Origin of the sequence: Mesorhizobium sp. GbtcB19 (assembly GCF_019091085.1) — a bacterium.
Lineage (GTDB): Bacteria > Pseudomonadota > Alphaproteobacteria > Rhizobiales > Rhizobiaceae > Mesorhizobium.
Map to the genome: position 1 here is coordinate 137067 of NZ_JAGXJY010000006.1, position 25782 is coordinate 162848.

At 64.9% G+C, this 25782-nt stretch carries 23 protein-coding genes; 15 read left to right on the forward strand and 8 right to left on the reverse strand.

The features are described 5' to 3' along the window. Window positions 1–8: 8 nt before the first annotated feature. The 5 genes from KVT37_RS13335 to KVT37_RS13355 form a co-directional block, all read right to left on the reverse strand. The gene (locus tag KVT37_RS13335; protein ID WP_217573545.1) at window positions 9–1679 is read right to left on the reverse strand and encodes an ABC transporter ATP-binding protein; all 1671 of its coding nucleotides are present in this window, start codon (window positions 1677–1679) and stop codon (window positions 9–11) included. Between the two features lie 10 nt (window positions 1680–1689). Next, the gene (locus tag KVT37_RS13340) at window positions 1690–2826 is read right to left on the reverse strand and encodes an ABC transporter permease (protein ID WP_217573548.1); all 1137 of its coding nucleotides are present in this window, start codon (window positions 2824–2826) and stop codon (window positions 1690–1692) included. Beyond that, window positions 2827–3834, reverse strand: a complete 1008-nt coding sequence (locus tag KVT37_RS13345) for an ABC transporter permease (protein WP_217573550.1) — start codon at window positions 3832–3834, stop codon at window positions 2827–2829. Between the two features lie 125 nt (window positions 3835–3959). Next, a complete protein-coding gene (locus KVT37_RS13350; protein WP_217573553.1) occupies window positions 3960–6044 on the reverse strand; it encodes an ABC transporter substrate-binding protein in 2085 nt (694 codons plus the stop codon). Between the two features lie 100 nt (window positions 6045–6144). After that, window positions 6145–7611, reverse strand: a complete 1467-nt coding sequence (locus KVT37_RS13355) for an alpha-glucosidase/alpha-galactosidase (protein ID WP_217573555.1) — start codon at window positions 7609–7611, stop codon at window positions 6145–6147. A gap of 247 nt (window positions 7612–7858) precedes the next feature. Between KVT37_RS13355 and KVT37_RS13360 the strand changes: the two genes are divergently transcribed. Next, window positions 7859–8701 carry an AraC family transcriptional regulator gene (locus tag KVT37_RS13360; protein WP_254633997.1) on the forward strand — a complete coding sequence of 281 codons (843 nt, stop codon included), beginning with the start codon at window positions 7859–7861 and terminating at the stop codon, window positions 8699–8701. 10 nt (window positions 8702–8711) lie between these two features. On the opposite strand, the gene KVT37_RS13365 is transcribed toward KVT37_RS13360, so the two are convergent. Beyond that, entirely contained in the window at window positions 8712–9872 is a 1161-nt protein-coding gene (locus KVT37_RS13365) for a glycoside hydrolase family 25 protein (RefSeq protein WP_217573559.1), read from the reverse strand. A 250-nt stretch (window positions 9873–10122) separates the two neighbouring features. On the opposite strand from KVT37_RS13365, the gene KVT37_RS13370 reads away from it, so the two are divergent. The 6 genes from KVT37_RS13370 (at window position 10123) to KVT37_RS13395 (ending at window position 17098) form a co-directional block, all read left to right on the forward strand. Continuing rightward, complete coding sequence (locus tag KVT37_RS13370; RefSeq protein ID WP_217573561.1) at window positions 10123–11007, forward strand: AraC family transcriptional regulator; 885 nt, start codon at window positions 10123–10125, stop codon at window positions 11005–11007. Between the two features lie 363 nt (window positions 11008–11370). Beyond that, entirely contained in the window at window positions 11371–12453 is a 1083-nt protein-coding gene (locus KVT37_RS13375) for a sugar ABC transporter substrate-binding protein (RefSeq protein ID WP_217573563.1), read from the forward strand. Between the two features lie 69 nt (window positions 12454–12522). Beyond that, complete coding sequence (locus KVT37_RS13380) at window positions 12523–13359, forward strand: ATP-binding cassette domain-containing protein (RefSeq protein ID WP_217573565.1); 837 nt, start codon at window positions 12523–12525, stop codon at window positions 13357–13359. Next, window positions 13356–14606 (forward strand): sugar ABC transporter permease, encoded by a 1251-nt coding sequence (locus KVT37_RS13385; RefSeq protein WP_217573567.1) that lies wholly within the window; start codon window positions 13356–13358, stop codon window positions 14604–14606. Before KVT37_RS13380 ends, KVT37_RS13385 begins: the two co-directional genes overlap by 4 nt. A 24-nt stretch (window positions 14607–14630) precedes the next feature. Continuing rightward, a complete protein-coding gene (locus KVT37_RS13390; protein ID WP_217573569.1) occupies window positions 14631–15359 on the forward strand; it encodes an SDR family oxidoreductase in 729 nt (242 codons plus the stop codon). 131 nt (window positions 15360–15490) lie between these two features. Further along, on the forward strand, window positions 15491–17098 hold the full coding sequence (locus KVT37_RS13395) for an FGGY-family carbohydrate kinase (protein ID WP_217573570.1): 1608 nt from the start codon (window positions 15491–15493) through the stop codon (window positions 17096–17098). A 15-nt stretch (window positions 17099–17113) separates the two neighbouring features. On the opposite strand, the gene KVT37_RS13400 is transcribed toward KVT37_RS13395, so the two are convergent. Then, a complete protein-coding gene (locus KVT37_RS13400; RefSeq protein WP_217573572.1) occupies window positions 17114–17350 on the reverse strand; it encodes a hypothetical protein in 237 nt (78 codons plus the stop codon). Window positions 17351–17642: 292 nt separating this feature from the next. On the opposite strand from KVT37_RS13400, the gene KVT37_RS13405 reads away from it, so the two are divergent. From KVT37_RS13405 to KVT37_RS13430, 6 genes are all read left to right on the forward strand, one after another. After that, on the forward strand, window positions 17643–19412 hold the full coding sequence (locus KVT37_RS13405; RefSeq protein ID WP_217573574.1) for an acyl-CoA dehydrogenase family protein: 1770 nt from the start codon (window positions 17643–17645) through the stop codon (window positions 19410–19412). Between the two features lie 20 nt (window positions 19413–19432). After that, the gene (locus KVT37_RS13410; protein WP_217573576.1) at window positions 19433–20188 is read left to right on the forward strand and encodes a crotonase/enoyl-CoA hydratase family protein; all 756 of its coding nucleotides are present in this window, start codon (window positions 19433–19435) and stop codon (window positions 20186–20188) included. A 208-nt stretch (window positions 20189–20396) separates the two neighbouring features. Continuing rightward, entirely contained in the window at window positions 20397–21713 is a 1317-nt protein-coding gene (locus KVT37_RS13415) for a hypothetical protein (RefSeq protein WP_217573578.1), read from the forward strand. Then, the gene (locus tag KVT37_RS13420) at window positions 21706–22299 is read left to right on the forward strand and encodes a hypothetical protein (RefSeq protein ID WP_217573580.1); all 594 of its coding nucleotides are present in this window, start codon (window positions 21706–21708) and stop codon (window positions 22297–22299) included. The genes KVT37_RS13415 and KVT37_RS13420 overlap by 8 nt, the downstream gene beginning before the upstream one ends. Next, the gene (locus KVT37_RS13425; protein WP_217573582.1) at window positions 22296–22874 is read left to right on the forward strand and encodes a hypothetical protein; all 579 of its coding nucleotides are present in this window, start codon (window positions 22296–22298) and stop codon (window positions 22872–22874) included. Before KVT37_RS13420 ends, KVT37_RS13425 begins: the two co-directional genes overlap by 4 nt. Window positions 22875–22883: 9 nt before the next feature. Further along, window positions 22884–23453, forward strand: a complete 570-nt coding sequence (locus KVT37_RS13430) for a hypothetical protein (protein WP_217573583.1) — start codon at window positions 22884–22886, stop codon at window positions 23451–23453. 21 nt (window positions 23454–23474) lie between these two features. Here the strand turns inward: KVT37_RS13430 and pdxH are convergent, their stop codons facing one another. Further along, window positions 23475–24092, reverse strand: coding sequence for a pyridoxamine 5'-phosphate oxidase (gene pdxH, locus KVT37_RS13435; RefSeq protein WP_217573585.1), 618 nt, complete (start codon window positions 24090–24092; stop codon window positions 23475–23477). A 40-nt stretch (window positions 24093–24132) separates the two neighbouring features. Here pdxH and KVT37_RS13440 point away from each other — a divergent pair, with 40 nt between their 5' ends. Next, window positions 24133–24594, forward strand: coding sequence for an RT0821/Lpp0805 family surface protein (locus KVT37_RS13440; RefSeq protein WP_217573587.1), 462 nt, complete (start codon window positions 24133–24135; stop codon window positions 24592–24594). Window positions 24595–24829: 235 nt separating this feature from the next. Next, the gene (locus tag KVT37_RS13445) at window positions 24830–25759 is read left to right on the forward strand and encodes a DnaJ C-terminal domain-containing protein (RefSeq protein ID WP_217573590.1); all 930 of its coding nucleotides are present in this window, start codon (window positions 24830–24832) and stop codon (window positions 25757–25759) included. The last annotated feature ends 23 nt before the right edge of the window (window positions 25760–25782 follow it).

The following is a 25782-nucleotide window of genomic DNA, read 5'->3' on the forward strand; positions in this document are numbered from 1 at the left end:
GCACTTGTCTACGCCACCTCGAAGGCGGCCCTGACGAGCCGTTCGGTGTAGGCGGTCTTGGGATTTGAAAGGACCTCGTCGACGGGTCCCTGCTCGACGATCTTGCCCTGCTGCATGACGATGACGCGGTGGCAGAGCGCCCGCACCACCTTGAGGTCGTGCGAGATGAACAGATAGCTCAGGCCGCGCTCGTCCTGCAGCTTGCGCAAGAGGTCGATGATCTGCGCCTGGACGGAAAGGTCCAGCGCCGATGTCGGCTCATCGAGCAGGATGAATTCCGGCTCCAGGGCAATCGCCCGCGCGATCGCGATGCGCTGCCGCTGGCCGCCGGAGAATTCATGCGGGAACCTCGACAGGATGTTGCCGGGCATGCCGGCGCTGGTGAGCGCCTCGCGCACCCGCTCGACCCGCTCGCGCCGCGTCGTCCCCAGCCTGTTGACGACCAGCCCTTCCTCGATGATCTGGCCGATCGTCATGCGCGGGTTGAGCGAGGAGAACGGGTCCTGGAAGACGATCTGCATGCGCGAGCGCAGCGGCCGCATCTCGGCGCGCGACAGGCCCTGAATCGCTTGTCCGTCGAAGCTTATTTCGCCGCGTTTTGCGTCCTGCAGCCGAAGCAGGGTCAGGCCGAACGTAGTCTTGCCGGAGCCGGATTCGCCGACCAGCCCCAGCGTCTCGTGTCGGCAAAGCTTCAGGCCCAGATTGTCGACCGCGACCAGCTCGCGCCAGTCCGGCTTCAGCAACGAACCGTGGCGCAGCATGAAGCAGACGCGCACGTTGTTCGCCTCGAGGATTGGGCCGGACCCCTCCGGCAGCGGCTGCGGCCGCCCGTGCGGTTCCGAGGCGAGCAGCCGCTGCGTGTAGGGATGCTGGGGGTCGGCGAACAGCCGTTCGGTGACGTTGTGCTCGCGCATCTCGCCATGCTGCATGACGTAGACATAGTCGGAGAACTTGCGCACCACGGTGAGGTCGTGGGTGATCAGGATCACCGCCATCTTCAGCTCTTTCTGAAGATTGCGGATCAGGTTCAGGATCTGCGCCTGCACGGTGACGTCGAGCGCGGTGGTCGGCTCGTCGGCGATCAGCACGTCGGGGTCGTTGGCCAGAGCCATGGCGATCATCACGCGCTGGCGCTGCCCGCCCGAGAGCTGGTGCGGATACTGCTTGATGCGCGCTTCCGGCTCCGGGATCTGGACATGCTTGAGGAGCTCCAGCGCACGCGCCCAGGCTTCTCTGCGGCTCACCCTTCGGTGCACCCGGATGGCCTCGACGATCTGGCTGCCGACCGTGTAGATCGGGTTGAGCGAGCTCATCGGCTCCTGGAAGATCATCGAGATGCGGTTGCCGCGCAGCTTGCGCCGGGCGCTTTCCGCGTATTTCAGAATGTTCTGCCCGCAATAATCGACGCTGGAGCGCGGCGACACCGTCGCCCGGCGCGACAAAAGCCCCATCACGGTGCGCGCGGTCACCGACTTGCCGGAGCCGGATTCGCCGACGATGGCGATGGTCTCGCCGCGATAGAGCTGGAACGAGACGTCCTTCACCGCCTCGACGGTGCCATGCTCGACCTTGAAGGCGACCTCGATGTTGCGCGCATCGATGATCGGCTGTTCATGCCGCGCGGCATGGTCGTGCCGGACGGCGGGTGCGAAATCGTCTGCGAGCGCGATCGTCGTCATCCCGGCCACCTCAATACGGATCGACGGCATCGCGCAGGCCGTCGCCCAGCGCGTTGAAGGCAAACACGGTGACCAGCACGAAGCCGACCGGCGACAGGATCCACGGATAGGTGCCGATGACCGAGTAGGTCGCGGTGTCTTGCAGCATCAGCCCCCAGGAGATCAGCGGCGGCTTCACCGCGAACCCGAGGAAGCCGAGAAAGGCTTCGAGCAGCACCACCGTCGGGATGGCGATCGTCACCGCGACGATGACATGGCTCATCACATTGGGAAAGATGTGCTGCATGATGATGCGCCGGTCGGTAGCGCCGACCGCCATGGCGGCGCGCACATAGTCGATCCGCGCCAGCGCCAGCGTCTTGCCGCGCACCTCGCGCGACATCTGCGCCCAGCCCAGCGCCGACATGACGATGATGACGAAACCGAGGAAGACATTGGTCGGCGCGGTGACCGGGATCAGCGTCGTCAGCGCCAGATAGAGCGGCAGTTGCGGGAAGGCGAGCACCAGCTCGACGAAGCGCTGCATCCAGACATCGAACTTGCCGCCGAAATAGCCGGAGACCATGCCGACGGTGGTGCCGATCACGGTGACGATGAAGACCACCGTCAGCGCGATCATCAGCGAGACGCGCGAGCCGTGGATGGCGCGCGACAGGACATCGCGGCCGAACTTGTCGGTGCCGAGGAAATGCACCGGCAGGCCGTCGCTCGAGGCGAAGAAATGCCGGTCGGCCGGGATCAGACCGAACAGCTTGTAGGGCGCGCCTTCGGTGAAGAAGCCGAGCAGGCGCGGATGGTCGTAGTCGGGACCGACGATCGGCTGAAAGGTGACGGGATCGAGATCGGCCGAGTCGGCCAGCGCATAGACCCGCGGCTGCCAGACGAAATTGCCGTCCTTGTCATGGAAACTCATCACCTGCGGCGGCGCGAAGGCGACATCGGTCGCCTTCGGATCCATCGGCGCGAAGAAATCGGCGAACAGCGCCATCACCACCAGAAGCACGACCAGGATCAGCCCGGTCATGCCGGTCCAGGAGCGCTTGAGCCGGCGCCAGACCAGCGCGATATAGCTCTCATTGCCATGCGCCGGCTCGGCTATGGTCGCGCCTTCGGCCGGCGGCGGCGGGGAGGGATCGCGCGCCAGCATCTAGCGTTCCCCGAACTGGCGCACGCGCGGATCGAGCAGCACGAGCAGCAGGTCGGCGATGATGTTGCCGATGATGAGCGTCGCCGACAGCACCATCATGAAGGTGGCGGTCACATAGACGTCGCCGACCGCCATCGAGCCGACGATCGCCGGGCCGACGGTCGGCAGCGCGAAGATGATCGCCGTCTCGATTTCGCCGGTGAGCATGTAAGGCAGCACCACGCCCTGATACATGATCAGCGGATGCAGCGCGTTGGGCACCGCATGGCGCATCACCACGGCGCCGCCGGTCAGCCCCTTGGCCTTGGCCGTCTCGACATATTGGGCGTTCAGCGTGTCGAGCAGATTGCCGCGCATGACGCGCATGTTGTAGGCGAGCCCGCCGAAGGTAGCGATCGCCACCACCGGCCAGACATGCTTGACCAGGTCGACGAACTTCGCCCACGACCAAGGCGCGCCGCCATATTGCGGCGAGAAGAACGATCCGATCTCCGACACGTTGAACTGGAACACCAACAGATAGACGATGATCAGCGCCATCAGGAAGCGCGGCACAGTCATGCCCAGGAACGAGATGACCGAAAGCGTCGAGTCGATCCAGCTATACTGCCGCGTCGCCGCCCATATGCCGAAGGTGATGCCGAGCACCGAGGCGAGCAGATGGCAGACAAGCGCCAACAGCAGCGTGCGCGGCAGCCGCTCGCCAACCACGTCGGCCACCGGCTTGTTGTAATAGAGGCTGTAGCCGAAATCGCCGCGGGTGACGATGCCGCCGATCCAGTTGAGATACTGGACCGGTAGTGGCTTATCGAGGCCATGCTCGACGCGGTAGGCCTGCGCCTGCGCGTCGGCTTCGGCATAGGAGGCGCCGCCCTGGTTGATCAGCTGCGATTTGATGTAGTCGGCATAGTCGCCCGGCGGCGCCTGGATGATGGCGAAGGTGACCAGGCTCAAAATGGCGAGAACGGGGATCGCCGAGGCGATGCGCATGAGCAGGAACCGCAGCATCGGATCGTCCGCCTTCTTGTCTGCCCGTCGCTCCCTCGGGTGCGTTCGGAGGTTTCGTTTGTCCGGCCGCGCCGCGACGCGGCCGGACGTCTCTCGTCTGGGGAGGTAAACCTTACATCGAACTCCTAGTCCATTGGACCCTTGTCACCCGGCTTTCCGGGCAGCTCCTGCGGAAACAATTCATACTTGGCCTGCTTGTCCGCCTTCACGAACACGCGCTCGCGGATGATCGAATCCTCGGCCCAGTTGAACATGAAGATCGGCGTCCCCTGCGGGATGTTCGAGAAGCGCTTGTTGACGATCAGCGCGCCCGGATATTCGGTCAGCCCGACATTGTAGACGTTTTCGGTCGAGATCTTCTGGAACTTCCGCATCAGCTCGGCGCGCTGGTCGTTGTCCTGCGTCGAGACGAACTTGTTGACGATGTCGACGAGGTCCTTCTCGAACGGCATCAGGTCGACCTCGCCGCTTTCCGGCGCGCGATGGTTCCAGCTGGTCTTCGGCCCGACCGGCGCGAGCTGCTCGGTGTTCTGCACCACGGAGGTGAGCTCCTGGTCGTTGCGCCGGATCAGCCAGTCGAAGCGGCCCGAGTACTGGGACGCATCGCGCTGCGTGCCGTTGAGCCCGTTGAGCACGACCCTCAGGCCAAGCTTCTCCATCTGCGCGACCACGCCTTCGGCAAGGCTCTTGTCGGTGGTGTAGTCGTTGTTGACCAGCATCACGATCTCGACATCCTTGCCGCCGGCGGTGCCGGCCGGGAAGTTCACGATGCCGTCGCCGTCGGTGTCCTTGAGACCGGCCTTGGCCAGCAAGGCCTTGGCGCCCGCGAGGTCGAAGGGGTAGTAGACGGTCGACTTGCGGTCGTAGAAGCTGGTGCCCGACGAGAACCCGCCGGGATAGATGGCGGTGAACGGACCCTTGACCAGCGAGTCGCCCAGCGCCTTGCGGTCGAGCGCCATGGTGACGGCCTTGCGGAAGTCCTCATTGCGGTTCAATTCGCGCACCGCCTGGCTGCGCTCGTCAGGGTTGCCCCAGCCATTGGCGGAAAAGTTCAGGCGCAGATTGTAGCCGATGAGGCGCGGGCCGAAGGCAAGCCGGGCCGGCGCGTTCTTGTCCGCCGCGCGCTTCAGCGAGGCGACGAAGTTTTCCGGCTGCTCGAGATTGGAGAAGTCGCCGGAGCCGGCAACAGCCTGGACGTCGCGGTCGGCCCAGGTCGAGAGCTTGTACTGCAGCTCGTTGAGATAAGGCAGCTGGTTGCCCTTCTCGTCGACCTTCCAATAGTAGGGATTGCGGCGCATGACGATGATGTCGTCGGGCCTGTACTCGACCGGCACCCAGGCACCCATCACCGGCATGTTCATATATTCCGGCGGGAAGGCGTTCTTGAACTGGTCGTAGGTGTTCTTCGAATATTTCGGATGCTGCGGCTTCAGGATGTGCGAGGGGCCGGGGCAGAACGTGCCATAGGCCATGGCATAGAGATATTGCCGCGGGAACGCCTCCTTGAACGTCCACTCGACGGTGTAGTCGTCGACCTTCTTCAGCGTCGTGCCGACGCCGAACGTTTCCGGCGTGGCGCCGTTGAGCGGCGAGACGTTCGGATCGACCACCTCGTCGTCCCAGTAGAACATCACGTCGTCGGCGTTGAAGGGCGCGCCGTCGGACCATTTGGCGCCTTCGATCAGATGCATGGTCAGCTTGTGGCCGTCGCTCGACCAGTCCCAGCTCTTGGCGAGGTTGGGCAGCGGCTCGGTGTCCTTGGCCTCGACCTGGAACAGCGGCGCCGTGCGCGTCAGGCATTCGGACAGCCCGATGTCGATGCCGCCCCAGCCTTGCGTCTGGCCGGCGCCGTAATTCCAGCCTTCCGGCCGGCCGCCGATGACATGGCGCATCGTGTCGCCATAGACGCCGATGCCGTCGGGCATGTTGCCCGTCTTGAAGACCAGCGGCTCCTTCGGCAGCCTGTCCTTGACCGGCGGCAGCTTGCCGGTCTTGACGTATTTCTCGGTCACCCAGTCCGGCTCGTGATAGTCCGGCAGCGCCTTGAACTCCAGGATGGAGTCGCGCGCCACAAGCTTGATCTTGCCCTCGGCCGGGAACGTCGCCGGCTCCGGTGGCACCGTCGGTTCGGAAGCGAAGGCGTTGAGCGCGTGGACTGAAACGCCGAGCATCAACCCGGCGGCAATGCCAATTCTACGAAAACTCCTCATGGTATCCTCCCAGATGTTTGGACGTCTCGGTTGCCCGCCTCTTATTTTCGGGTGGCTGATTCCGACGGACCTGCCTCCTGCAGGTCGGTGTTTCGAGCGTTCAGCCGGCCTGTTTCAGCGCCGCCTTTTCGGCGCGCAATTCTTCGATCGAGCGCACGCTGCGGCGCGCCGCGCCCGCCCATTCGCGGGTCTTGACCTTGGATTTCGCAAGCCTCTCCTTGGCTGCCGGAACGGCATGCGCATATTGCGGCAGCCATTGCGCCTGGGCGACGACCATCTCGTCCACCATCTGCCAGACCTCCTCTGGCGTCGAGACGGCACCCACCAGCGGGTCGTGCAACACGGCGAGCTTCAACAAATCGATGTCGCCGGCAATCGCCGCATGCACCGACATGCGCTGGACGTTGATCGAGGCCATGCAGGTCGCGGCGCAGGCTTCCGGCAGCGTGATGCCGGCCGCCATGTTGATGCCGAAGCGATCGACGAAACCGGGCGACTCAATGATGGCGTCCTGCGGCAGGTTGGTGATCACGCCGTCATTCTTGACGTTGAAGTGGCCGCGATAGACGCGGTTCGTCTCCAGTGCTTCCAATATGTGGCTGGCATGCTCGTTGGAGCGCTTCGCGGGATCGAGCGGCTGCGACGCCGCTTCGAGGAACTGCGGATACTCCGTCTCGAACCAGTTGCGGGTTTCGGTCGAGTAGCGCAGATAGCCGCCGGTCTCGCCATGGATCCAGTCGGACATGTCGATCCAACGCGTGATCTCGTCGGGCCGCTTGCGGTACCAGGGCAGGTATTCGGACAGATGCCCGTTGCTTTCGGTGGAATAGACGCCGAAGCGCTTCAGCACGTCGATGCGCAGCTTCTCCTGCTTGGAATAGACCGGATGCGCCTCGAAGGCGGCGACAAGTTCGTCCTTGCCGATCGGCCGGCCGTTCAGCCTGAGCTCGATGAACCAGGTCTGGTGGTTGATGCCGGAACAGACATAGTCGAGTTCCTTCGACGATTTCGCGCCGAGCACCTGGGCGATCTGCGCGGCGCCGTGCTGGACGCCGTGGCAGAGCCCGACCGTGTCGACCTTGCCGTATTCGATCGCCGCCCAGGTGTTCATCGCCATCGGGTTGGCGTAGTTGAGGAACTTGGCGTTGGTGTCGGCGACTTCGCGGATGTCCCGGCAGAAGTCGAGGATCACCGGAATGTTGCGCTGGCCGTAGAGGATGCCGCCGGCGCAGATCGTGTCGCCGACGCACTGGTCGATGCCGTATCGCAGCGGAATGCGGATGTCGTCGGCATAGGCTTCGAGGCCGCCGACGCGCACGCAACTGATGATGTAGCGCGCGCCGTCCAGCGCCTCGCGGCGGTTCGTCGTCGCCGTCACCTTGGTCGGCAGTCTGTTCGACTCGACGATCCGGTCGAGGATCGCCTTGATCATCCCGAGATTGTGCTCGCTGATGTCGGTCAGCGCGAATTCGATGTCCTTGAATTCCGGCACGCACAGAATGTCGGTGAACAGCTTCTTGGTGAAGCCGACGCTGCCAGCGCCGATAATAGCGATTTTGAAGCTCACCACCTTCACCTCGATCCAATCGAATGCTAGGCAAGGAGCAGCAAGGGAGGATACGGCCGCGCGCCATGGCGCACGCACCGCTCAAAGCCGGAAATCCGGCTTTTTCTCCTCCCGCCCGCTCCTCGACCGCGGGTCATTCCCGTTCTTGAGGGCCTGATTATGCGCTTATTCGCCGGCGCGACCAGAGAAGGATTATGCTTTCGAGGGTAATTTTGTGCTGCGGGACCTGATCGCCAACGGGAAGTTGATGCGCACGATTTCGCTGCCGCGCGGCCGCCAGCGCCTGCATGCCATGCCGACCAGCACCGGCTATGAGGTGCGCGAGGACGAAGTCTATGACTGGGACGGGCGAAAGCGCGGCCAGACGCCCTTCACCGTGCTCCAGCACACCATCGGCGGCGCCGGCCAGCTGCGCTACGAGAACCGCAACTATCGCCTGCAGGCCAACGACACGCTGCTGGTGCTGGTGCCGCACAACCATCGCTACTGGCTGGCAAAGGGCGACCGCTGGGAATATTTCTGGATCTCGATGAATGGCGAGGAGGCGCTGCGCATCCACAAATCGATCTTGAGCGTCTCAGGCCCGGTGTTCCGGCTGCAGCCGGCGACCGTCGACCATCTCGCCGATTGCAGCTTGCGGCTGATCAAAGGTGCGGCTTCGCCTGGCGCTGCCTCGGCGATCGCCTATGAGGCGGCGATGGCGCTTTACGACGATGTCTTCGGCTCGCACGCTTTCGCCGAAAAACAGAGCGCCATGCAGCCGGTGATCGACCACATCAACGCCAATCTCGACAAGCCGCTGCCGGTTGCGGAGCTGGTGGAAATCAGCGGCCTCAGCCGGGCCCATTTCTCGCGCTGCTTCGCCGAGAGTGAAGGACTGCCGCCGGCGGAGTTCGTCCTGCAGCAGCGGCTGCAGCGCGCGGCGAAGCTCCTGACCAAGGCGGACTTCCTGCCGGTCAAGGAGGTCGCGATGCTGTGCGGGTTCGAGGACGCCAATTATTTCTCGAAGGTCTTTCGCCGCTGCTACGGCATCAATCCGACGCAGTTCCGCACCACCGGCATGTATGCCAGCCTGGGCAACCATCGCTGATGCCTGGGATTCAGTGCCGCCTGTGGTCTAGAGCGGTCGAGGCAGTCTTGACCGGATCGGCGGCGGCAAAGGCCGCGTCGATCTGTTCGGGCGTGCGCTGCTCGGTCCGCTTCCAGGCGACATATTGCACGATGCCGAAGCTCGGGCGCTGCGGCACCGTCTTCACCACCGGCATGCGGAAACCGTCGCGGAATTTTTCCCAGCGCGCGCCGAGCACGGCGACCATTTCCTCGACGGTCGGCGGCGTCGCCACATCGGCATAGGTGATCGTCACCTTGCCGGCTAGCGCTGCCTGGCGCGGTACCGGCACCGGGATCGAGGCGAGGTAGTCGGCCGGCACGTCGAGCAGGCCGCCAAAGGCCCATTCCTGGCGCAACTGGTCGGCGCTCATCGGCGCGACGCTGACGTCGATGTCGTTGAGCGTGCCGGGCACGCGATAGGGGCAGCGGAAACGGCCGCAATTGGCTTGTGCTGAGAATTGCCACAGCGCGTAGCCCTGCCAGTTGCCCATCGGGAAATGCACGTCGATGTCGGGCTTGTAGCGGGCATACCAGAGCGGCAACCGTGACAAGAGGCGATACTGGTAACGGTTGTCGGCGATGTATTGGGCGGTCTTGCCATTGACATAGAGCACCGGGAAGCGGCCGAGGCGGCGGTGCACCTGTCGCACGAACTCCTCGGCATCCTCCAGCGACATCCATTGCCTGGCATCGATGCCTTCGATGTCGAGGGCCATCAGCTCATCCGGCGCCGGCTCGGCGAAATCGATGAAATTGTTGGCCTGCTCGACCGGGTTGCCGGGGCGCGCGAGATGATAGGCGCCCCATTTCAGCCCGAGCGCCTTGGCCACCACCTTGCGCGTCTGGAACAGTTCGCGGGTCACCGCATAGCGCTTCCACTGCGCCTTGCAGAGTTTGACGTCGGCGTCGGCGCCGAAGCAGAAATAGGGCGGCGGCAGGCCGTCCGACGCCTTGTTGATGAAGCCGGCGATGCGTTTGTCGGTGACGAGCTGCTGCCAGTCGATCGAATTGTATTCGTAGGCGTCGATCACCAGCGGGCGGTCAGCATTCTTCCACGGCTCGGAGAAATCCGAGGCCTTTGCCGCCGTGCCCAGCGCAATCGCCGCAGCGATCAGCGCCAGGCGGCGAAGAGGGCGCGCCGGCTCTTTCAATCAGGGTGTCCCCACTGACCAGGGGACGATCCTGAACCGCTATGGTTAAGGAATTGCTTTCAGAACATCGGCTGCTTCGACCTGCCCCGAAACGTCAAAAAAGTATCGGTAGGGTGGACAAGCCGTGGTGGCAGGCGCTTCAATTGCCGCCTAAGCTTTCAATCACGGCGGCCAGTGGGAATACACGGTTCGCCTCGCGAAGCGCAGCAACCGGTCACAAGACCGGACCCGCGCGGGGAGGAAAAGGAACATGAATCCGGACCTGGAAGTCGTCCAGATCAGACAAGGAGAGTCGTTCAAGGCCTGGGCCCACGGCTATCCTTTCCGCACTGTCCGCTGGCACTTCCATCCCGAATACGAGCTGCATCTGGTCGTCGCCACCACCGGCCGCTATTTCGTCGGCGACTTCATCGGCGAGTTCGAGCCGGGCAATCTCGTGCTCACCGGACCCAACCTGCCGCACAACTGGGTCAGCGACGTGCCGCCGGGCGAGACCGTGCCGCTGCGCGGCCGCGTCGTGCAGTTCTCGGAAGAATTCATCGCCGACGCTTCGGCCGCCTTGCCCGAACTCGCCGCCTGCGCCGGCATCCTCGAAACCAGCCGTCGCGGCGCGCTGTTCTCGCCGGCGACGGCAGAACTCGCGGCGCCTTTGCTGGCGGAGCTGACCGAGGCGCAGGGCGTGCGCCGCCTGTCGCTGTTCATGGCCGTGCTCGATATCTTGAACCGCGCCGGCGACGTCCGCACGCTGGCCAGCGCCGGCTATCTGCCGGACCCTTCCGGCTTCATGTCGGCCGGCATCAACCAGGCGCTCGCCTACATCAACTGCCACCTGACCGAGCCCTTCAGCGAAGGCACGCTGGCCGAGATCGCCGGGCGCAGCCCGAGCGCTTTCTCGCGCAGCTTCCGCCGGCACACAGGCATGGCGCTGGTGCAGTATGTCAACCGGCTGCGCATCAACCTTGCCTGCCAGCTCTTGATGAGCGAGGCACAGATGTCGATCACCGAAATCTGCTACGCCGCCGGTTACAACAACATCTCGAATTTCAACCGGCAGTTCCTGGCGCAGAAAGGCATGTCGCCTTCGCGCTTCAGGGCCTTGCTGGCGCAGAACGTCAACGCGGAGATCGCCGCCTAACAGGGAGGGAACGGGAGGAGCCAAAAGCAGATCCGGTCTGAAAGATTTCTGTCCGGAACTGCGTCGAAACGAAGCAATTCCAGGAAAAGTGTGAAGCGGTTTTTCGTCCGGAATTGCGTCAAACAAAGAGACATTCAGGGAAGGAAGACGCGGGGTGCAGCGCACCCGGTGCTGGAGATCGTTTGTCCTGAAATCCAGCACTTCAGGAGGATGCAGGCACGCTTGAACGGGATCGGATCGACCGCATCCCTCTAAGCGCCGCCAGTCATACTCCTTTCAACAGTTCGACATGCAGTCAAGGCCTGACGCGTCGTCCACCGCGCAGGTCATCGTGAAACCATTTCTCGAAACGGAGACATTCGAATGACCAGAAATACTTGGAAATCGCCGTTTGCCTTGAAATCGACGGTCGCGGCCGTTTTCGCAACCTCATTGCTCGCCAGCACGGCGGCATTCGCCGGCACCGTCACCGACGCCACGGTTGCCTTCCTGATGCCCGACCAGGCATCGACCCGCTACGAGCAGCACGACTATCCGGGCTTCGTCGCCGAGATGAAGAAGCTCTGCCCGGGATGCAAGGTGATCTACCAGAACGCCGATGCCGATGCCGCGCGCCAGCAGCAGCAGTTCAATTCGGTGATCTCGCAGGGCGCCAAGGCGATCGTGCTCGACCCGGTCGATTCCACCGCCGCAGCCTCGCTGGTCAAGCTGGCGCAGAGCCAGGGCGTCAAGGTGATCGCCTATGACCGGCCCATCCCGACGGCGCCAGCCGATTTCTACGTGTCCTTCAACAATGAAGGCATCGGCAAGGCGATCGCGGATTCGCTGGTCGAGCATCTCAAGGCGCTCAAGGTCGACCCGGCCGGCGGCGGCCTGCTGCAGATCAACGGCTCGCCGACCGACGCCGCCGCGGGCCTGATCAAGAAGGGCATCCATGAAGGTCTCGACAACAGCGGCTACCCGATCCTGGCCGAATTCGACACGCCGGAATGGGCGCCGCCGAAAGCCCAGCAATGGGCGAGCGGCCAGGTCACCCGCTTTGGCGCCAAGATCCTCGGCGTCGTTGCTGCCAATGACGGCACCGGCGGTGGTGCGATCGCGGCCTTCAAGGCGGCCGGCGTCGATCCGGTTCCGCCGGTGACCGGCAATGATGCGACCATCGCGGCCCTGCAGCTGATCATCGCCGGCGACCAGTACAACACCATCTCCAAGCCGAGCGAGATCGTCGCGGCGGCCGCGGCCAACGTCGCCGTCAAGCTGTTGTCGGGCGAGACGCCGAAGGCCGAGATGACGCTTTACGACACGCCCTCGCAGCTCTTCACCCCGGCTGTGGTGACGCAGGAGAATCTCAAGGCCGAGATCATCGACAAGAAGATCAACACGGCCGCCGAGCTCTGCGTCGACCGCTATGCCGAGGGCTGCAAGAAGCTCGGCATCAGCAACTGATCACATAGCATCCGGCCGCCCCGTCGGGCGGCCGGATGTCCACGAAACGACTGTCAAGAAAGGCGGCGCATGATTGAGAGTCTTGAAGGGTCGGCTTCCGTCGGCGAGCTGGTGCTCAGCCTGCGCGGCATATCGAAGAATTTCGGCGCCGTTTCGGCGCTGACCGATATCGATTTCGACGTCCATGCCGGCGAGGTCGTCGCGCTGGTCGGCGACAACGGCGCCGGCAAGTCGACGCTGGTCAAGATCCTCGCTGGCGTGCACCAGCCGAGCTCGGGAACGATCAATTTCCGCGGCAGGGCGGTGACGTTGCCCGACCCGCGCGCGGCGCTGACGCTCGGCATCGCCACGGTGTTCCAGGATCTGGCGCTTTGCGAAAACCTCGATGTCGTCGCCAACATTTTCCTCGGCAACGAGCTCAGCCCGCTGCGGCTGGACGAGGTGGCGATGGAGATGCGGGCCTGGACGCTGCTCAACGAATTGTCGGCGCGCATCCCGAGCGTGCGCGAGGCGGTCGCCTCGCTGTCCGGCGGCCAGCGCCAGACGGTCGCCATCGCCCGCTCGCTGCTGCTGGAACCGAAGCTCATCCTGCTCGATGAGCCGACCGCCGCCCTTGGCGTCGCCCAGACGGCCGAAGTGCTCAACCTGATCGACCGCGTCCGCGCGCGCGGACTCGGCGTCGTGATGATCAGCCACAACATGGAAGATGTCCGCGCCGTCGCCGACCGCATCGTCGTGCTGCGGCTCGGGCGCAACAACGGCGTCTTCGAGCCCGACGCTTCGAACCAGGATCTGGTGAGCGCCATCACCGGCGCCTCCAACAACGCTGTATCGCGTCGCGCCGAGCGCCTGCGGACGGAACGGAATCAGGCCCATGGCGGACAGGCAGGGGAGCAGCACCCATGACGGAGCAAGGCAACTCGGCTCCCTTGGCGCTCGATCGCGCCGACGCGCGGGTGAAGCATGAAGCTGGCATTGGCGGCGCGCTCAGCGCCTTCCTCGACCGCGTGCGCAGCGGCGACCTCGGCTCGCTACCGGTCGTCGTCGGCCTCGTCGTCATCTGGACGGTTTTCACCAGCCTCAACCCGGTGTTCGTCTCCAGCAGCAATCTGGTCAATCTCCTGTTCGACTGTTCGACGGTCGGCGTCATCGCCCTCGGCATCGTCTGCGTGCTGATGGTCGGCGAGATCGACTTGTCCGTCGGCTCGATCAGCGGCTTCGCCTCGGCGATGGTCGGCACGCTTTGGGTCAACCAGGGTTGGCCGGTCGCACTGGCGATCCTCGCCGCGCTGGCCTTCGGCGCGCTGATCGGCTCGCTCTATGCGTTGCTGTTCAACCGGCTCGGCATGCCGAGCTTCGTGTCGACGCTTGCCGGCCTGCTCGCGGTACTCGGCATGCAGCTCTACATCCTCGGCTCCACCGGCTCGATCAATCTGCCCTATGGCTCCGCTCTGGTGGATTTCGGCCAGCTGATGGTGATGCCGAAATGGGTTTCCTACACGCTCGCGGTTATCCCGGGCCTGGCGATGCTGATCACCGGGCTTCGAACCTTCGCGCGCCGCCGCGCGGCCAACCTCTCGGCACCCTCCGTGGCCGGCCTCGTCCTGCGCGTCGCCGTCATAACCGTCGGCCTCGAGCTGATCGTCGCCTACCTCAACCAGTCGCGCGGCATTCCATGGATGTTCGGCCTCTTCGTTGGCCTCGTCGTGGCGATGAACTATGCGCTCACCCGGACCAAATGGGGGCGTTCGATGACCGCCGTCGGCGGCAACCGCGAGGCGGCGCGGCGCGCCGGCATCAAGGTGCGCGCCATCTATCTCAGCGCCTTCGCGCTGTGCTCGCTCTTTGCCGCGCTCGGCGGCGTGCTTGCGGCCGCCAGGCTCGCTTCCGCCAGCCAGCAGGCCGGCACCGGCGACGTCAACCTGAACGCCATCGCGGCCGCGGTCATCGGCGGCACCAGCCTGTTCGGCGGCCGCGGCAGCGCCTATTCCGCGCTGCTCGGCATCATCGTCATCCAGTCGATCGCCAGCGGCCTGACGCTGCTCGATCTGTCCTCGTCGCTCCGCTACATGATCACCGGTGCCGTTCTCGCCATCGCCGTGATCGTCGACTCCCTCGCGCGCAGGTCTCGTGCTTCGCACGGCCGCGCCTGATCCGTTCAAACGAGAAGGGTACACATGGCTCAGAATCTTTCGGGAAAAGTCGCAGCGGTCACCGGCGCGGCATCGGGCATCGGCCTCGAATGCGCCAGGGCCATGCTGGCGGCCGGCGCCCGCGTCGTGCTGGTCGACAGGGCAGGGGACAAGCTGAAGGAGATCGTCGGCGAACTCGGCGACGGCGCGATCCCGCTGGTGGTCGACCTCACCAGCCCCGCCAGCGTGGCGACCATGCTGCCCGGCATCCTCGACAAGGCCGGCCAGCTCGACATCTTCCATGCCAATGCCGGCTCCTATGTCGGCGGCGAGATCCTCAACGGCGATCCCGACGCGTGGGACCGCATGCTGAACCTCAACATCAATTCGGTGTTCCGTTCGGTGCACGCGGTGCTGCCGCACATGGTCGGCCGCAAGACCGGCGACATCATCGTCACCAGTTCGATCGCCGGTCTCGTGCCTGTCGTCTGGGAGCCGGTCTACACGGCCTCCAAGCACGCCATCCAGGCCTTCGTTCACACATTGCGCCGACAGGTAGCCAAGCACGGCCTGCGCGTCGGCGCCGTCGCGCCCGGACCGGTGGTGACGGCACTGATCAGCGACTGGCCGAAGCAGAAGCTCGAGGACGAGCTTGCGGCCGGCGGCCTGATGCAGCCGACAGAGGTCGCGGACGCCGTCCTGTTCATGTTGACGCGGCCGAGAAACATCACCATTCGCGATCTGGTGATCCTGCCGCAGAGCAATGATCTGTAGGCAGTAGGAATTAGGCAGTAGGGAATAGGGAAAGAGGCTCTTGCCTCCGGCCATTCAACACGGACCATCTCCTACTGCCTACTGCCTACTGCCTACTGCCTACTGCCTACTGCCTACCTTGAGGTTCCCCCATGCCTTCCCACTTCCTCGGCATCGATGTCGGCACCGGCAGCGCGCGCGCCGGCGTTTTCGACGAGCACGGCGAGCTCCTGGGTTCGGCCAAGCGCGACATCGGGCTTTTCGTCGAGCCCGGCGAGATCGCCGAGCAATCCAGCCGCGACATCTGGCAGGCGGTGTGCGCCAGCGTGCGCGAGGCGGTCGCGAAGTCGGGCGTCGGCCCGGGGGACATCAAAGGCATCGGCTTCGACGCCACCTGTTCGCTGGTGGTGGTCGGCGACGATGGCGAGCCCTTGCCGGTGGGCCGTTCGGGAGACAGTGACAGGAACATCATCGTCTGGATGGACCATCGCGCCCTCGACCAGACCAGGCGCATCAATGCCCTCCGGCATCCCGTCCTCGACTATGTCGGCGGCGTCATTTCGCCGGAGATGGAGACTCCAAAGCTTTTGTGGCTGAAGGAGAACCTGCCCGCGACCTTCGCCAGGGCAAGGCATTTCTTCGATCTCGCCGATTACCTGACCTGGCGCGCCACCGGCAGCCTTGCCCGTTCGGTCTGCACGTTGGCCTGTAAATGGACCTATCTCGGCCATGAGCGGCGCTGGGACAACAGCTATTTTTACGCCGTCGGGCTCGGCGAACTCGCCGATGAGGGGTTTGCCCGCATCGGCACGGAGGTAGTGGATCCGGGCACGGCGGTGGGCGCCGGTTTGACCGAAGCGGCCGCCGCTGAACTGGGTCTGGCCGCGGGCACCGTCGTCGCCGCCGGGCTGATCGACGCCCATGCCGGCGGCGTCGGCACGGTGGGCGCCGCCGGCGATGCCGGCACCATCGCCTCGCGCATGGCCTATGTGCTCGGCACTTCGGCCTGCACCATGGCGAGCAGCGAAGGTCCAGCCTTCGTGCCGGGCGTCTGGGGGCCCTACTATTCCGCCATGGTGCCGGGGTTCTGGCTGAGCGAGGGCGGTCAGTCTGCGGCCGGCGCGGCCATCGATCTCCTGGTGCATTTCCACCCGGCTGAAGCCGAGGCTTCCGCGCGCGCCGCGGCTGAAGGCAAATCGCTGGTCGACTGGCTGGCCGCGGCCGCCACGGCGGTTTCGCCCGGCCTCTCGGCCGCCGCGGCACTCGCGGGAAGCATCCATGTCGTGCCCGAATTCCTCGGCAATCGTTCGCCGCTGGCCGATCCGGACGCGCGCGGCCTGATCGCCGGGCTCGGCACCGACCGCTCAGTCGAAAGTCTCGTCGGCCTCTACGTGGCCGGCCTTTGCGGCCTCGGCTATGGCGTGCGCCAGATCGTGGCGGCGATGGCGTCGTCCGGCCATGCCGTCGACACCATCGTCATCAGCGGCGGCGCCGGCCAGTCGCCGCTGGTGCGCCAACTGCTTGCCGACGCCGTCGGCCTGCGGGTCGCCGCCTCGCAATCGCCGGAACCGGTGCTCCTCGGCGCTGCCATGCTCGGAGCGGTCGCGGTCGGCCGTTACCCCGACCTTTCGACGGCCATGCCATCCATGTCCCGGCTTGGCGACATTTTCACGCCGGCGATCGGCGACATCCGCGCTTGGCACGACCGCCGCTATGAAGCCTTCCTGGCACTGCAGACGGTGGGTCGCAGCATACGCTGAGGGATCGGTAAGGCGTCAGCGTCGGAACAGCGACGGGACCTCGAATGGGTCGGGCGCCGGCTCCTGCTGCAGCGTGCCTTCGGCCCTGCGCTTGTTGTGATGCGCAAGCGAGCATTGCGGCGAGCACAACAGGCCGCGATCGGTCCAGTAGGCCGGACCCTGTTCGATCTCGCCATGGTAGTAGTTGAAGCCCGGCGCCCGATAGGGCAGCCCGCATTCGATGCAGCGATAGGCGTCGGGTCTGGCAAGCATGGATGGTTGTCCGGTTTGCTTTGGCCTGCGATCGGCGGATCATACCAGCCGGATGGAATTCGTCGCAGGAATTTTGAGCGGCAGTTGCAGTTTTGAAAATTGGCCGAAGCCCCTCAGCTTCGTCATCCTCGGGTTTGTGCGTCCGCTTCGCTCCCGCTCCGCCCGTGGATGACGAAGTTTACGCAAAATCCGCGTGACAAAGTTTGACGTTTACGTAAAAAGAAGGCGCGAAATCCCGGATGGTTTCGCTTCGGCCATGCACTACGATTGGCTGGAACGCAGGAGAGCAAACATGTATCGGGCACCGGTCGAGGACATCGCTTTTACGCTCAAGCACGTCACGGGGCTGAAGCCGGCGCTGGATGCCGGCACCTTCGGCGATCTCGGCGAAGACCTCGTCGACGCGATCCTGGCCGAGGCGGGACGCTTCGCCAGCGAGGAGGTGGCGCCGCTCTACAAGATCGGCGACGAGCATGGCGCGGTGCTGAAGGACGCGGCCGTCACCACGCCGCCCGGCTGGAAGGAGCTTTACCGTCGCTGGATCGACGGCGGCTGGAACGCGCTGTCCGGGCCGGAAGAATTCGGCGGCCAGGGCCTGCCGACCATGCTCGGCGTCGCCGCGCTCGAAATGTGGAACTCCGCGGCCATGGCCTTCGGCATCGGCCCGACGCTGACCATGGGGGCGGTGGAAGCCCTCGATAAGCACGCTTCCGAAGCGCTGAAGCAAAAATATCTGGCCAAGCTCGTCTCGGGCGAGTGGATGGGCACGATGAACCTGACCGAGCCGCAGGCGGGCTCGGACCTTGCGGCCCTGCGCAGCCGCGCCGAGCCGGTCGGCGACGGCACCTACCGCATCTTCGGCCAGAAAATCTTCATCACCTATGGCGAGCACGATTTCACCGACAACATCGTGCATCTGGTGCTGGCAAGGCTGCCCGACGCACCGGCCGGCACGCGCGGCATCTCGCTGTTTCTGGTCCCGAAGTTTTTCGTCAATGACGACGGTTCGCTTGGCGCCCGCAATGATGTCTTCTGTTCGGGCCTCGAGCACAAGCTCGGCATCCACGCCTCGCCCACCTGCACCATGATCTACGGCGACGGCTTTCAGGGCGCGACGCCCGGTGCCATCGGCTGGCTGATCGGCGAGGAGAACAAGGGTCTCGCCTGCATGTTCACCATGATGAACAATGCCCGGCTTTGCGTCGGCATGCAGGGCGTGGCGGTTGCCGAGACCGCGACGCAGAAGGCGATCGCCTATGCCAATGAACGCCGCCAGGGCAAGGCCTCGGACTATTCGGGTTCCGGCATGGCGCCGATCGTCCATCACCCGGACGTGCAGCGCAATCTGCTCACCATGCGGGCGCTGACGCAGATCGCTCGCTCGATCAGCTATTCTTGCGCGCACGCGCTCGACCGCGCTCGCGTCGGCGAGGGCGAGGCCGCCGCCACCTGGCGCGACCGCGCCAACCTGCTGACGCCGCTGGCGAAAGCCTTTTCGACCGATGTCGGCGTCGAGGTCGCCTCGCTTGGCGTCCAGGTGCATGGCGGCATGGGCTTCATCGAGGAGACGGGCGCAGCCGCCCTTTACCGCGACGCCCGCATCGCCCCGATCTATGAAGGCACCAACGGCATCCAGGCGATCGACCTCGTGGCGCGAAAGCTGCCGCTCGGCGGCGGCGAGCACGTGCATCGCTACATCGGCGAATTGAAAGCGGTGGCCGATGCCGTGCGCACTTCGAACATCGAAGGCTTTGGCCGCACCGCCGACAATCTGGACCGCGCGCTGGCCGATCTCGACGAGGCGACACGCTTCCTGCAAGGGTTGCTTGCCGACGGCAGGGCCGACGCCGCCATGGCCGGCGCCACGCCCTATCTGCGCCTGATCTCGCTCGCCGCCGGCGGCGCCTACCTGGCGCAGGGCGGGCTGGCCGACCGTGGCCGCATCGCCCTTTGCCGCTTCTTTGCTGAAAATCTCCTCGGCGAGACGCGCGCGCTGAAGGAGCGCGTCGTTGACGGCGCCGAAAGCCTCGCCGCCGCCGGCAAGACGCTGATTTCAGCCTGATGCTTCACAAGGGAAAAATCGTGACCGACCATATCCTCATCGAGCGCCGGGGCGCCCTGCAGATCATCCGGATGAACAGGCCGGACAAGAAGAACGCGCTGACACGGGCCATGTATGGGAAAATGTCGGCTGCCCTTGCCGAGGGTGACGCCGATCCGGCGGTCCGCGTCCACGTCTTCCTCGGCGTTCCAGGCGCCTTTTCCGCCGGCAACGACCTTGCCGATTTCCTCGTCATCGCCACTGGCGGCGAGGGCGGCAACGAGGTCTGGGATTTCCTGATGGCGCTGGCCAAGGCGGAAAAGCCGATGGTCTCGGGCGTCGACGGCATTGCGGTGGGCATCGGCACCACGCTCAATCTGCATTGCGACCTTACCTTCGCCACGCCGCGCACGCTCTTCCGCACACCCTTCGTCGACCTCGGCCTGGTGCCGGAGGCCGGGTCCAGCCTGATCGCGCCGCAACTTCTGGGACGGCAGGGCGCCTTCGCGCTGCTCGGTCTCGGCGAGGGTTTTTCGGCCGAGCGTGCCAAGGCTGCTGGTCTGATCTACGACGTGGTCGAGGAAGGCAGGCTGGAGGCCGCCGTATTTGCCGCCGCCAACGACATCGCCGCGAAGCCGCCTCAGGCGCTGAAGATCGCGCGCGACCTGATGCGCGAGCCGCGCGAGGCGCTCGTCGCGCGCATCAAGGTGGAAAGCGAGCATTTCCGCGAGCGCCTGACCTCCGATGAAGCCCGCGCCGCGCTGAATGCTTTCATGACGCGCAAGAAGGCGGGCTGATCCGCGACACTGTCAGGTTGTGTCAGCTTCGATCGAAACTCGCGCAGAACGCGATTTTCGGTCTGTACACTAGGGACCCTTCGCCCTATCTCGTAAATCCGACGGGGCGGGGGCCTAGTCGCCTGGAGTGGACATGGCCCGCCAGCTTGCCGCAGACACGCAACCTTCCGAAACGATAAGGCATGCATTGACGGATTGAGCGTCCGACATGCTTGCCATTGCCGTAAAACCGCTGGCGCTGACCCTGAAGTTCTGGTGGCGCTTCTGGCCGCAGCTGGTTGCCACGGTGCTTTTGGGCATCGTCTTCGGCGACCTGTTCATGCAACTCGCGGCGCGCACCGCCTTGCTCAACCACATGGCGGGCCTGGCCCTGCTGACGCTTGTCGCGCTGACGCAACTCATCGTCACCGTTGCCATGTTCCAGACGCTGCTGCCCGCCTTGCCTGCCGTGCAGGCCGCGCAACAGGCGGCGCAAGGCGAAACCGAGGCCGCGCCGGCCACTGGCAGCGCCCGGCTGACGCGCATGGTCAGCGTCGCGCTGCTCCCCTTCTTCGCCTACTACGCCGCCTGGGGTTTTTTGGGCGACACGGTGCGGCAATATTCGCGCGTCACGCTCGACATGGCCCCCTTCGGCGAAGGCGCCGGCAACGTGCTCGACGTGCTGGATTCGCGCTGGCTGATCGTCTCGGTCGTCATCTCCTGGCTGATAAGGCGTTTCGCCACCGCAATGCAGAAGCGCGGCGGCGCGCGCTCCTTCTGGCAGATCGTCGTGGTGATCTGCGAGACCAACTGGATCTTCATCGGTCTCTATGTGATCTCGCGCTGGAAGGACGAGGCCGTTGGCTGGATCATGAGCCGCAACATCTTTTCCGTTCTCGAAGCCGCGGCGGACGGTCTCACGCATCCTGTCGCCGGCGCCTTTGCTGCCCAGTTCGTGCCGGTCGAAGTGACCTCCATCGACACCACGACCAAACTGGTGAACCTTTTCTTCTACATGCTCCTGCCGGTGATCTGGCTGGTGCTGGCGGCGCTGATCTACGGCTATGACGTGCGTGACGACAAGGAACTGATGCGCGCGCACCGGCGCGTCGAGCGCCTCGGCGAGCGCTACCGCGCCATCCCGAAATTCCTGCGCGATTTCGCCGAGCATTTCATCTCCGGCTACCGCTCGCGCTACCTGCCGATCGCCAACGGCGTGCGCATCACGCTGAGCTCGGGCGTCGTGCTGATCGTCACGCTGATCGTCGGCTACCGCCTGATCGACTGGCTGGCGGCCTGGGCATGGCTCGGCATGACGCGGCTCATCGGCCCGCATGAGCTCGACACATGGCAGGTGCTGTCGCAAGGCGTCTCGCTCTTGTTCGGCAGCCCATTCCAGGATTCCTCGACCGGCATCCTGGTCGAGCCGCTCAGGATCTGCTTCCTCGCCGCGATCCTCGAAACGGCATTTTCGCTGCCGAAGCGCCGGGCCGCCGAGAGCGCCCAGCCCGGGCCGGCGGGGGCTGCGGAGGCGCAGCATGCTTGAAAACGCCGGTTCGCGTCTCAAGGCATGGGCGATCGCCGGCATCGGCACGGCGGCGGCAATTGCGGTTGCCGGCGTTCTCGGCGCTTTCGGCGCAAGGCACGAGCCGCTGCCGGTCCTGGCGCCGTCCAGCCGGATCGACACGGGTGAATGGCAAATACGGCCGCTGAAAGCCTATGTCTCGGCGGAAAAATACGTCTACGGCGCATTGCTCAAGCCGGGTGGCAAGGCGCTGGTGCTCGAGCTCGAAATGACCAACCGCACGGCAAGGTCCACCAAGGATTATTTTGACCTCCTGCAGGTGGGGCAGGCGACCATCGACCCGGCGACGAAACCCTTCATCGCGCTAGTGCGCGATTCCACCATGTCGCCCGAACTGCATCCCGGCATGCCGGAGCGCATGGCCTATATCTGGCAATTGCCGGACGGAGCGGCCGCGTCTGCGAGTTTGGAGCTGACGGTCATCCGCAAGACCTACAAGCCGCGGGACAACCTCTACGGTCTTCCCGGCTGGTTCAATCCGGCGCCGATCGGCACGATGACCATTCCCGTCGGCGCCGGGCCCGACGCACCGGATATGCAGCCATGATGCGCAGACTGGCCAACATTGCCCTGCTGCTCGTCGCGGTGGCGTTCTGCTACGGGCTGCAGGTTTCGAAGCCGCATTACGGCGACCTGATCGGGCCGATCCCGGCGCGCGGCAAGCCGGGCGACACCGTCGTCGGGCGCGGCTTCGAGATCCATGCCGAGAAGATCGAGTTCGCCCGCAAGCTGACGGTCGATCAGTACGGCCAGACCAAGATCCTGACCACCGGCGGCGTCTGGGCGGTGGTCACCGCAGAGTTTGCGGCGCGGGCGCAGTCGACCGTGGTCTCCGTCGCGTCCTGGCGCGGACCGACCGGTCTCACCTACGACCAGACGGAGCGGCTTTCCTTCATGAACGGGCTTTTGCCGGTCGCGCTCGATCCCGGCCTGCCGAGGAAGGCGAGGCTGATCTTCGAACTGCGGCCGGACGAGGTGAGCAACGCGACCTTGCTCGTGTCCGAAAAGCTGGTGGCGGCCCTGGATTCGCAGGCCGAAATTTCGCTCGGGCCGGTGACGACCGCGGCGGACGGTCTGCCCACAGGCACGGTCGACATGCTGGATATGGCGCAGCCACTCTGAGGATCGCGAATGACGGCGGAAGTTCTGGACCAGGAGAATAGGGACGGCGAGCGCAAATGGCGCCGCCGCAGCCTCTGGTCGCTCCTGCTGCTGATCCCGCTCGCTTTGGCCGTCGAGGCCTATGACAGCGTCAAGGCGCTGCTCGGCAACAACGACCTGTTCGCGCGTCGCGTGGTGTGGGGGCAGAGCGCGCAGTTCGGCGGCAGCGACTGGAAGCTGACCGATCTGCGTGGGGCTTTCGGCATGTCGAACCTGCCGCCGGATTCGGTGCCCGTGCTGGCCGACTTCCAGGTCAAGATCGGCGACCCGAATTTGCAGAACCTCTGGCTCGGCTGCAAGATCGTGCTGATCGACAAGGACGGCCGGCGCTGGTCGCCGACCTCGATCGTCTCGCTGAAGGCGACCGGCAATGTCCAGACCTGCATCTCGGCGATCTTCTCAGGCGCCAAGAGCGGCGACACGCTCAACCTGCGCGAAACCTTCCTGGTGCCGAAGGAAGCGACCAAATCCATCCGCCCGGCCGTTAGCGTCGCCAGCGAGCGGCCGCATTTCCTGCTGTTTCAGCTGGAGAAGGATTGACTTTCCGGCAGGCGTTCGAGGTCAGGGGTAAAGCCGCTCCTTGTCCCAGCCGCTGGCGGCGTTGCGCGAGAAGACGACGCGGTCATGCAGGCGGAACGGCCGGTCGTGCCAGAACTCGATCGTCTGCGGCAGGATGCGGAAGCCCGACCAGTGCTTTGGCCGCGGGATCTCGCCGATGGCGTAGCGCGCCGTGTATTCGGCCACCGCCTTTTCCAGCGCGAAGCGGCTCTCCAAAGGTCGCGACTGCTTCGAGGCCCAGGCGCCGATGCGGCTGCCGCGCGGCCGTGTCGCGTAATAGGCATCCGCCTCGGCGTCGCTGACGATCTCCACCGGCCCGCGTATGCGCACCTGGCGGCGCAGCGATTTCCAGTGGAAGCACATCGCCGCCTTCATGCTGCCAAGAATTTCGCGGCCCTTGGCGCTCTCGAAATTCGTGTAGAAGACAAACCCCTTTTCGTCGAACCCCTTGAGCAGCACCATCCGCACATCCGGCATGCCGTCGGCATCGACGGTCGCCAGGGCGACGCCGTTCGCATCGTTGATTTCGCTTTTGGTTGCGTCCTCCAGCCATGCGGCAAAGAGCCGGAACGGCTCCGCCGCTTCGGTGAAGTCACTGCTTGTTAACTCGGTTTCGTTCATAGTTTTCCAAATTTTTAACGTAGCGGGAGGAGTTCGCCGATTGTCGCGTATCGCGCAAGCTTTTGACAGCAGGCAATGGGGCTTTATCGCTTCGGCCAGCGTCAAGGCTGCGCTCGTGACACTGGCGCTGCCGCTTGCCGCTTGCGGCGCCGGTGGCTTCAGCCTGGAAAAGGCCGATGTCGACCGCTCGATCATCACCTCCAGCGCGCCGTCCGCGCCCGCCGCTCCGGTGGCCGACAAGGACTCCGACCAGACCACCATCGGCAACGCTGTCTCCTCCGCCGACATCAAGGAACTGGGCGGCCAGGCGGTGCCATGGGCCAATTCCGGCACCGGCTCGCGCGGCGCGATCACCGAGTTGGTGGAATTGAAGGATGGCGGCCTGACCTGCCGCCGTTTCAGCGCCACGCGCGAAAGCTTCGACGGCGTCGCGCTCTACAAGGGTGAACTGTGTCTGGCCGAAGCCGGCGGCTGGCGCATGCAGGAATTCAAGGCGCTGTGATTTAATGCGTGTCGCGCAAAAGTGTGCAGCGGTTTTGCGGCAACGACATGCATAAAAACAAAAGACTAAAGCGCGTCGCCTGAATCCGTTTTCAGCGCGACGCGCTTTAGGGGCGCCCTGATTTCGGGCGCTCTGACTTTCGGATGTTAATCCCCCTTGCGGCACTGGAATTTCTTCCTATGCGAGCGCATATAGGGAGCAACCGTGGACTCAATCTCTTTTGCAGGCAGGAAGCATGCGCGACCCCTATGAGGTGCTGGGCGTTGCCAAGAACGCATCGGCCAAGGACATAAAATCGGCCTACCGCAAGCTCGCCAAGAAGCATCATCCGGACCAGAATCCGAATGATCCGAAGGCGAAGGACCGTTTTGCCGCCGTCAACCAGGCTTATGAGGTCGTCGGCGACGAAAAGGCCCGCGGCGCTTACGATCGCGGCGAGATCGACGCCGAAGGCAAGCCGAAATTCCAAGGCTTCGAAGGTGCCGCCGGCGGCGACCCGTTCGCCGGCTTCCGGCGCCAGCAGGGCCCGGGCGGCGCGCATTTCGAATTCCGCAGCGGGCGCCCGGGCGGCGATCCGTTCGACGGCAACAGCGACATCTTCAGCCAGATCTTCGGCGATGCCTTTTCCGGCGCGCGCGGCGGCGGCAGGGGCGGCGACCGCCGCCAGCCTGCCCAGGCCGCGGATTTGAACGTCACGCTGGATATCAGCGTCGAGGAAGCCGCCACGGCCGAGAAGGTGACGGCGATGTTCCCCGACGGCCGCAAGGTCGCGGTCAAGCTGCCGGCCTATGTCGAGGATGGCCAGACGATCCGCCTGAAGGGCCAGGGCGAGCAGGGCCCGGGCCAGCCGGGCGACGCGCTGGTCAAGATCCACATCCGCCGCCATCCGCGCTATCGCATCGAGGGGCGCGACCTGCATGTCGATCTGCCTGTCGATCTGGCCGACGCCGTGCTCGGCGCCAAGGTGGCGGTCGAGACGCCGACCGGCAAGCTCGCGGTCAACGTGCCCGCATGGTCGAGCTCGGACAAGGTGCTGCGGCTGAAGGGCAGGGGCCTGCCGGAGAAAGCCGGCGGCCATGGCGATCTTTACGCCCATGTGCGGCTGATGCTGCCGGAAGGCGGCAATGCCGAGCTTGAGGCCCTGATGCGCCGCCAAAAAGGCTGATCGGCGGAATCTTGTTCCTGTTA

Bases quoted from the DNA above. Each gene is read 5' to 3' on its own strand.
- KVT37_RS13385 (WP_217573567.1), top strand. From the start codon at position 13,356: ATGACGGAGCAAGGCAACTCGGCTCCCTTGGCGCTCGATCGCGCCGAC.
- KVT37_RS13400 (WP_217573572.1), bottom strand. From the start codon at position 17,350: ATGCTTGCCAGACCCGACGCCTATCGCTGCATCGAATGCGGGCTGCCC.
- KVT37_RS13405 (WP_217573574.1), top strand. From the start codon at position 17,643: ATGTATCGGGCACCGGTCGAGGACATCGCTTTTACGCTCAAGCACGTC.
- KVT37_RS13340 (WP_217573548.1), bottom strand. From the start codon at position 2,826: ATGCTGGCGCGCGATCCCTCCCCGCCGCCGCCGGCCGAAGGCGCGACC.
- pdxH (WP_217573585.1), bottom strand. From the start codon at position 24,092: ATGAACGAAACCGAGTTAACAAGCAGTGACTTCACCGAAGCGGCGGAG.
- KVT37_RS13390 (WP_217573569.1), top strand. From the start codon at position 14,631: ATGGCTCAGAATCTTTCGGGAAAAGTCGCAGCGGTCACCGGCGCGGCA.
- KVT37_RS13420 (WP_217573580.1), top strand. From the start codon at position 21,706: ATGCTTGAAAACGCCGGTTCGCGTCTCAAGGCATGGGCGATCGCCGGC.
- KVT37_RS13345 (WP_217573550.1), bottom strand. From the start codon at position 3,834: ATGCTGCGGTTCCTGCTCATGCGCATCGCCTCGGCGATCCCCGTTCTC.
- KVT37_RS13335 (WP_217573545.1), bottom strand. From the start codon at position 1,679: ATGACGACGATCGCGCTCGCAGACGATTTCGCACCCGCCGTCCGGCAC.
- KVT37_RS13425 (WP_217573582.1), top strand. From the start codon at position 22,296: ATGATGCGCAGACTGGCCAACATTGCCCTGCTGCTCGTCGCGGTGGCG.
- KVT37_RS13395 (WP_217573570.1), top strand. From the start codon at position 15,491: ATGCCTTCCCACTTCCTCGGCATCGATGTCGGCACCGGCAGCGCGCGC.
- KVT37_RS13380 (WP_217573565.1), top strand. From the start codon at position 12,523: ATGATTGAGAGTCTTGAAGGGTCGGCTTCCGTCGGCGAGCTGGTGCTC.
- KVT37_RS13415 (WP_217573578.1), top strand. From the start codon at position 20,397: ATGCTTGCCATTGCCGTAAAACCGCTGGCGCTGACCCTGAAGTTCTGG.
- KVT37_RS13430 (WP_217573583.1), top strand. From the start codon at position 22,884: ATGACGGCGGAAGTTCTGGACCAGGAGAATAGGGACGGCGAGCGCAAA.
- KVT37_RS13360 (WP_254633997.1), top strand. From the start codon at position 7,859: ATGCGCACGATTTCGCTGCCGCGCGGCCGCCAGCGCCTGCATGCCATG.
- KVT37_RS13370 (WP_217573561.1), top strand. From the start codon at position 10,123: ATGAATCCGGACCTGGAAGTCGTCCAGATCAGACAAGGAGAGTCGTTC.
- KVT37_RS13375 (WP_217573563.1), top strand. From the start codon at position 11,371: ATGACCAGAAATACTTGGAAATCGCCGTTTGCCTTGAAATCGACGGTC.
- KVT37_RS13445 (WP_217573590.1), top strand. From the start codon at position 24,830: ATGCGCGACCCCTATGAGGTGCTGGGCGTTGCCAAGAACGCATCGGCC.
- KVT37_RS13350 (WP_217573553.1), bottom strand. From the start codon at position 6,044: ATGAGGAGTTTTCGTAGAATTGGCATTGCCGCCGGGTTGATGCTCGGC.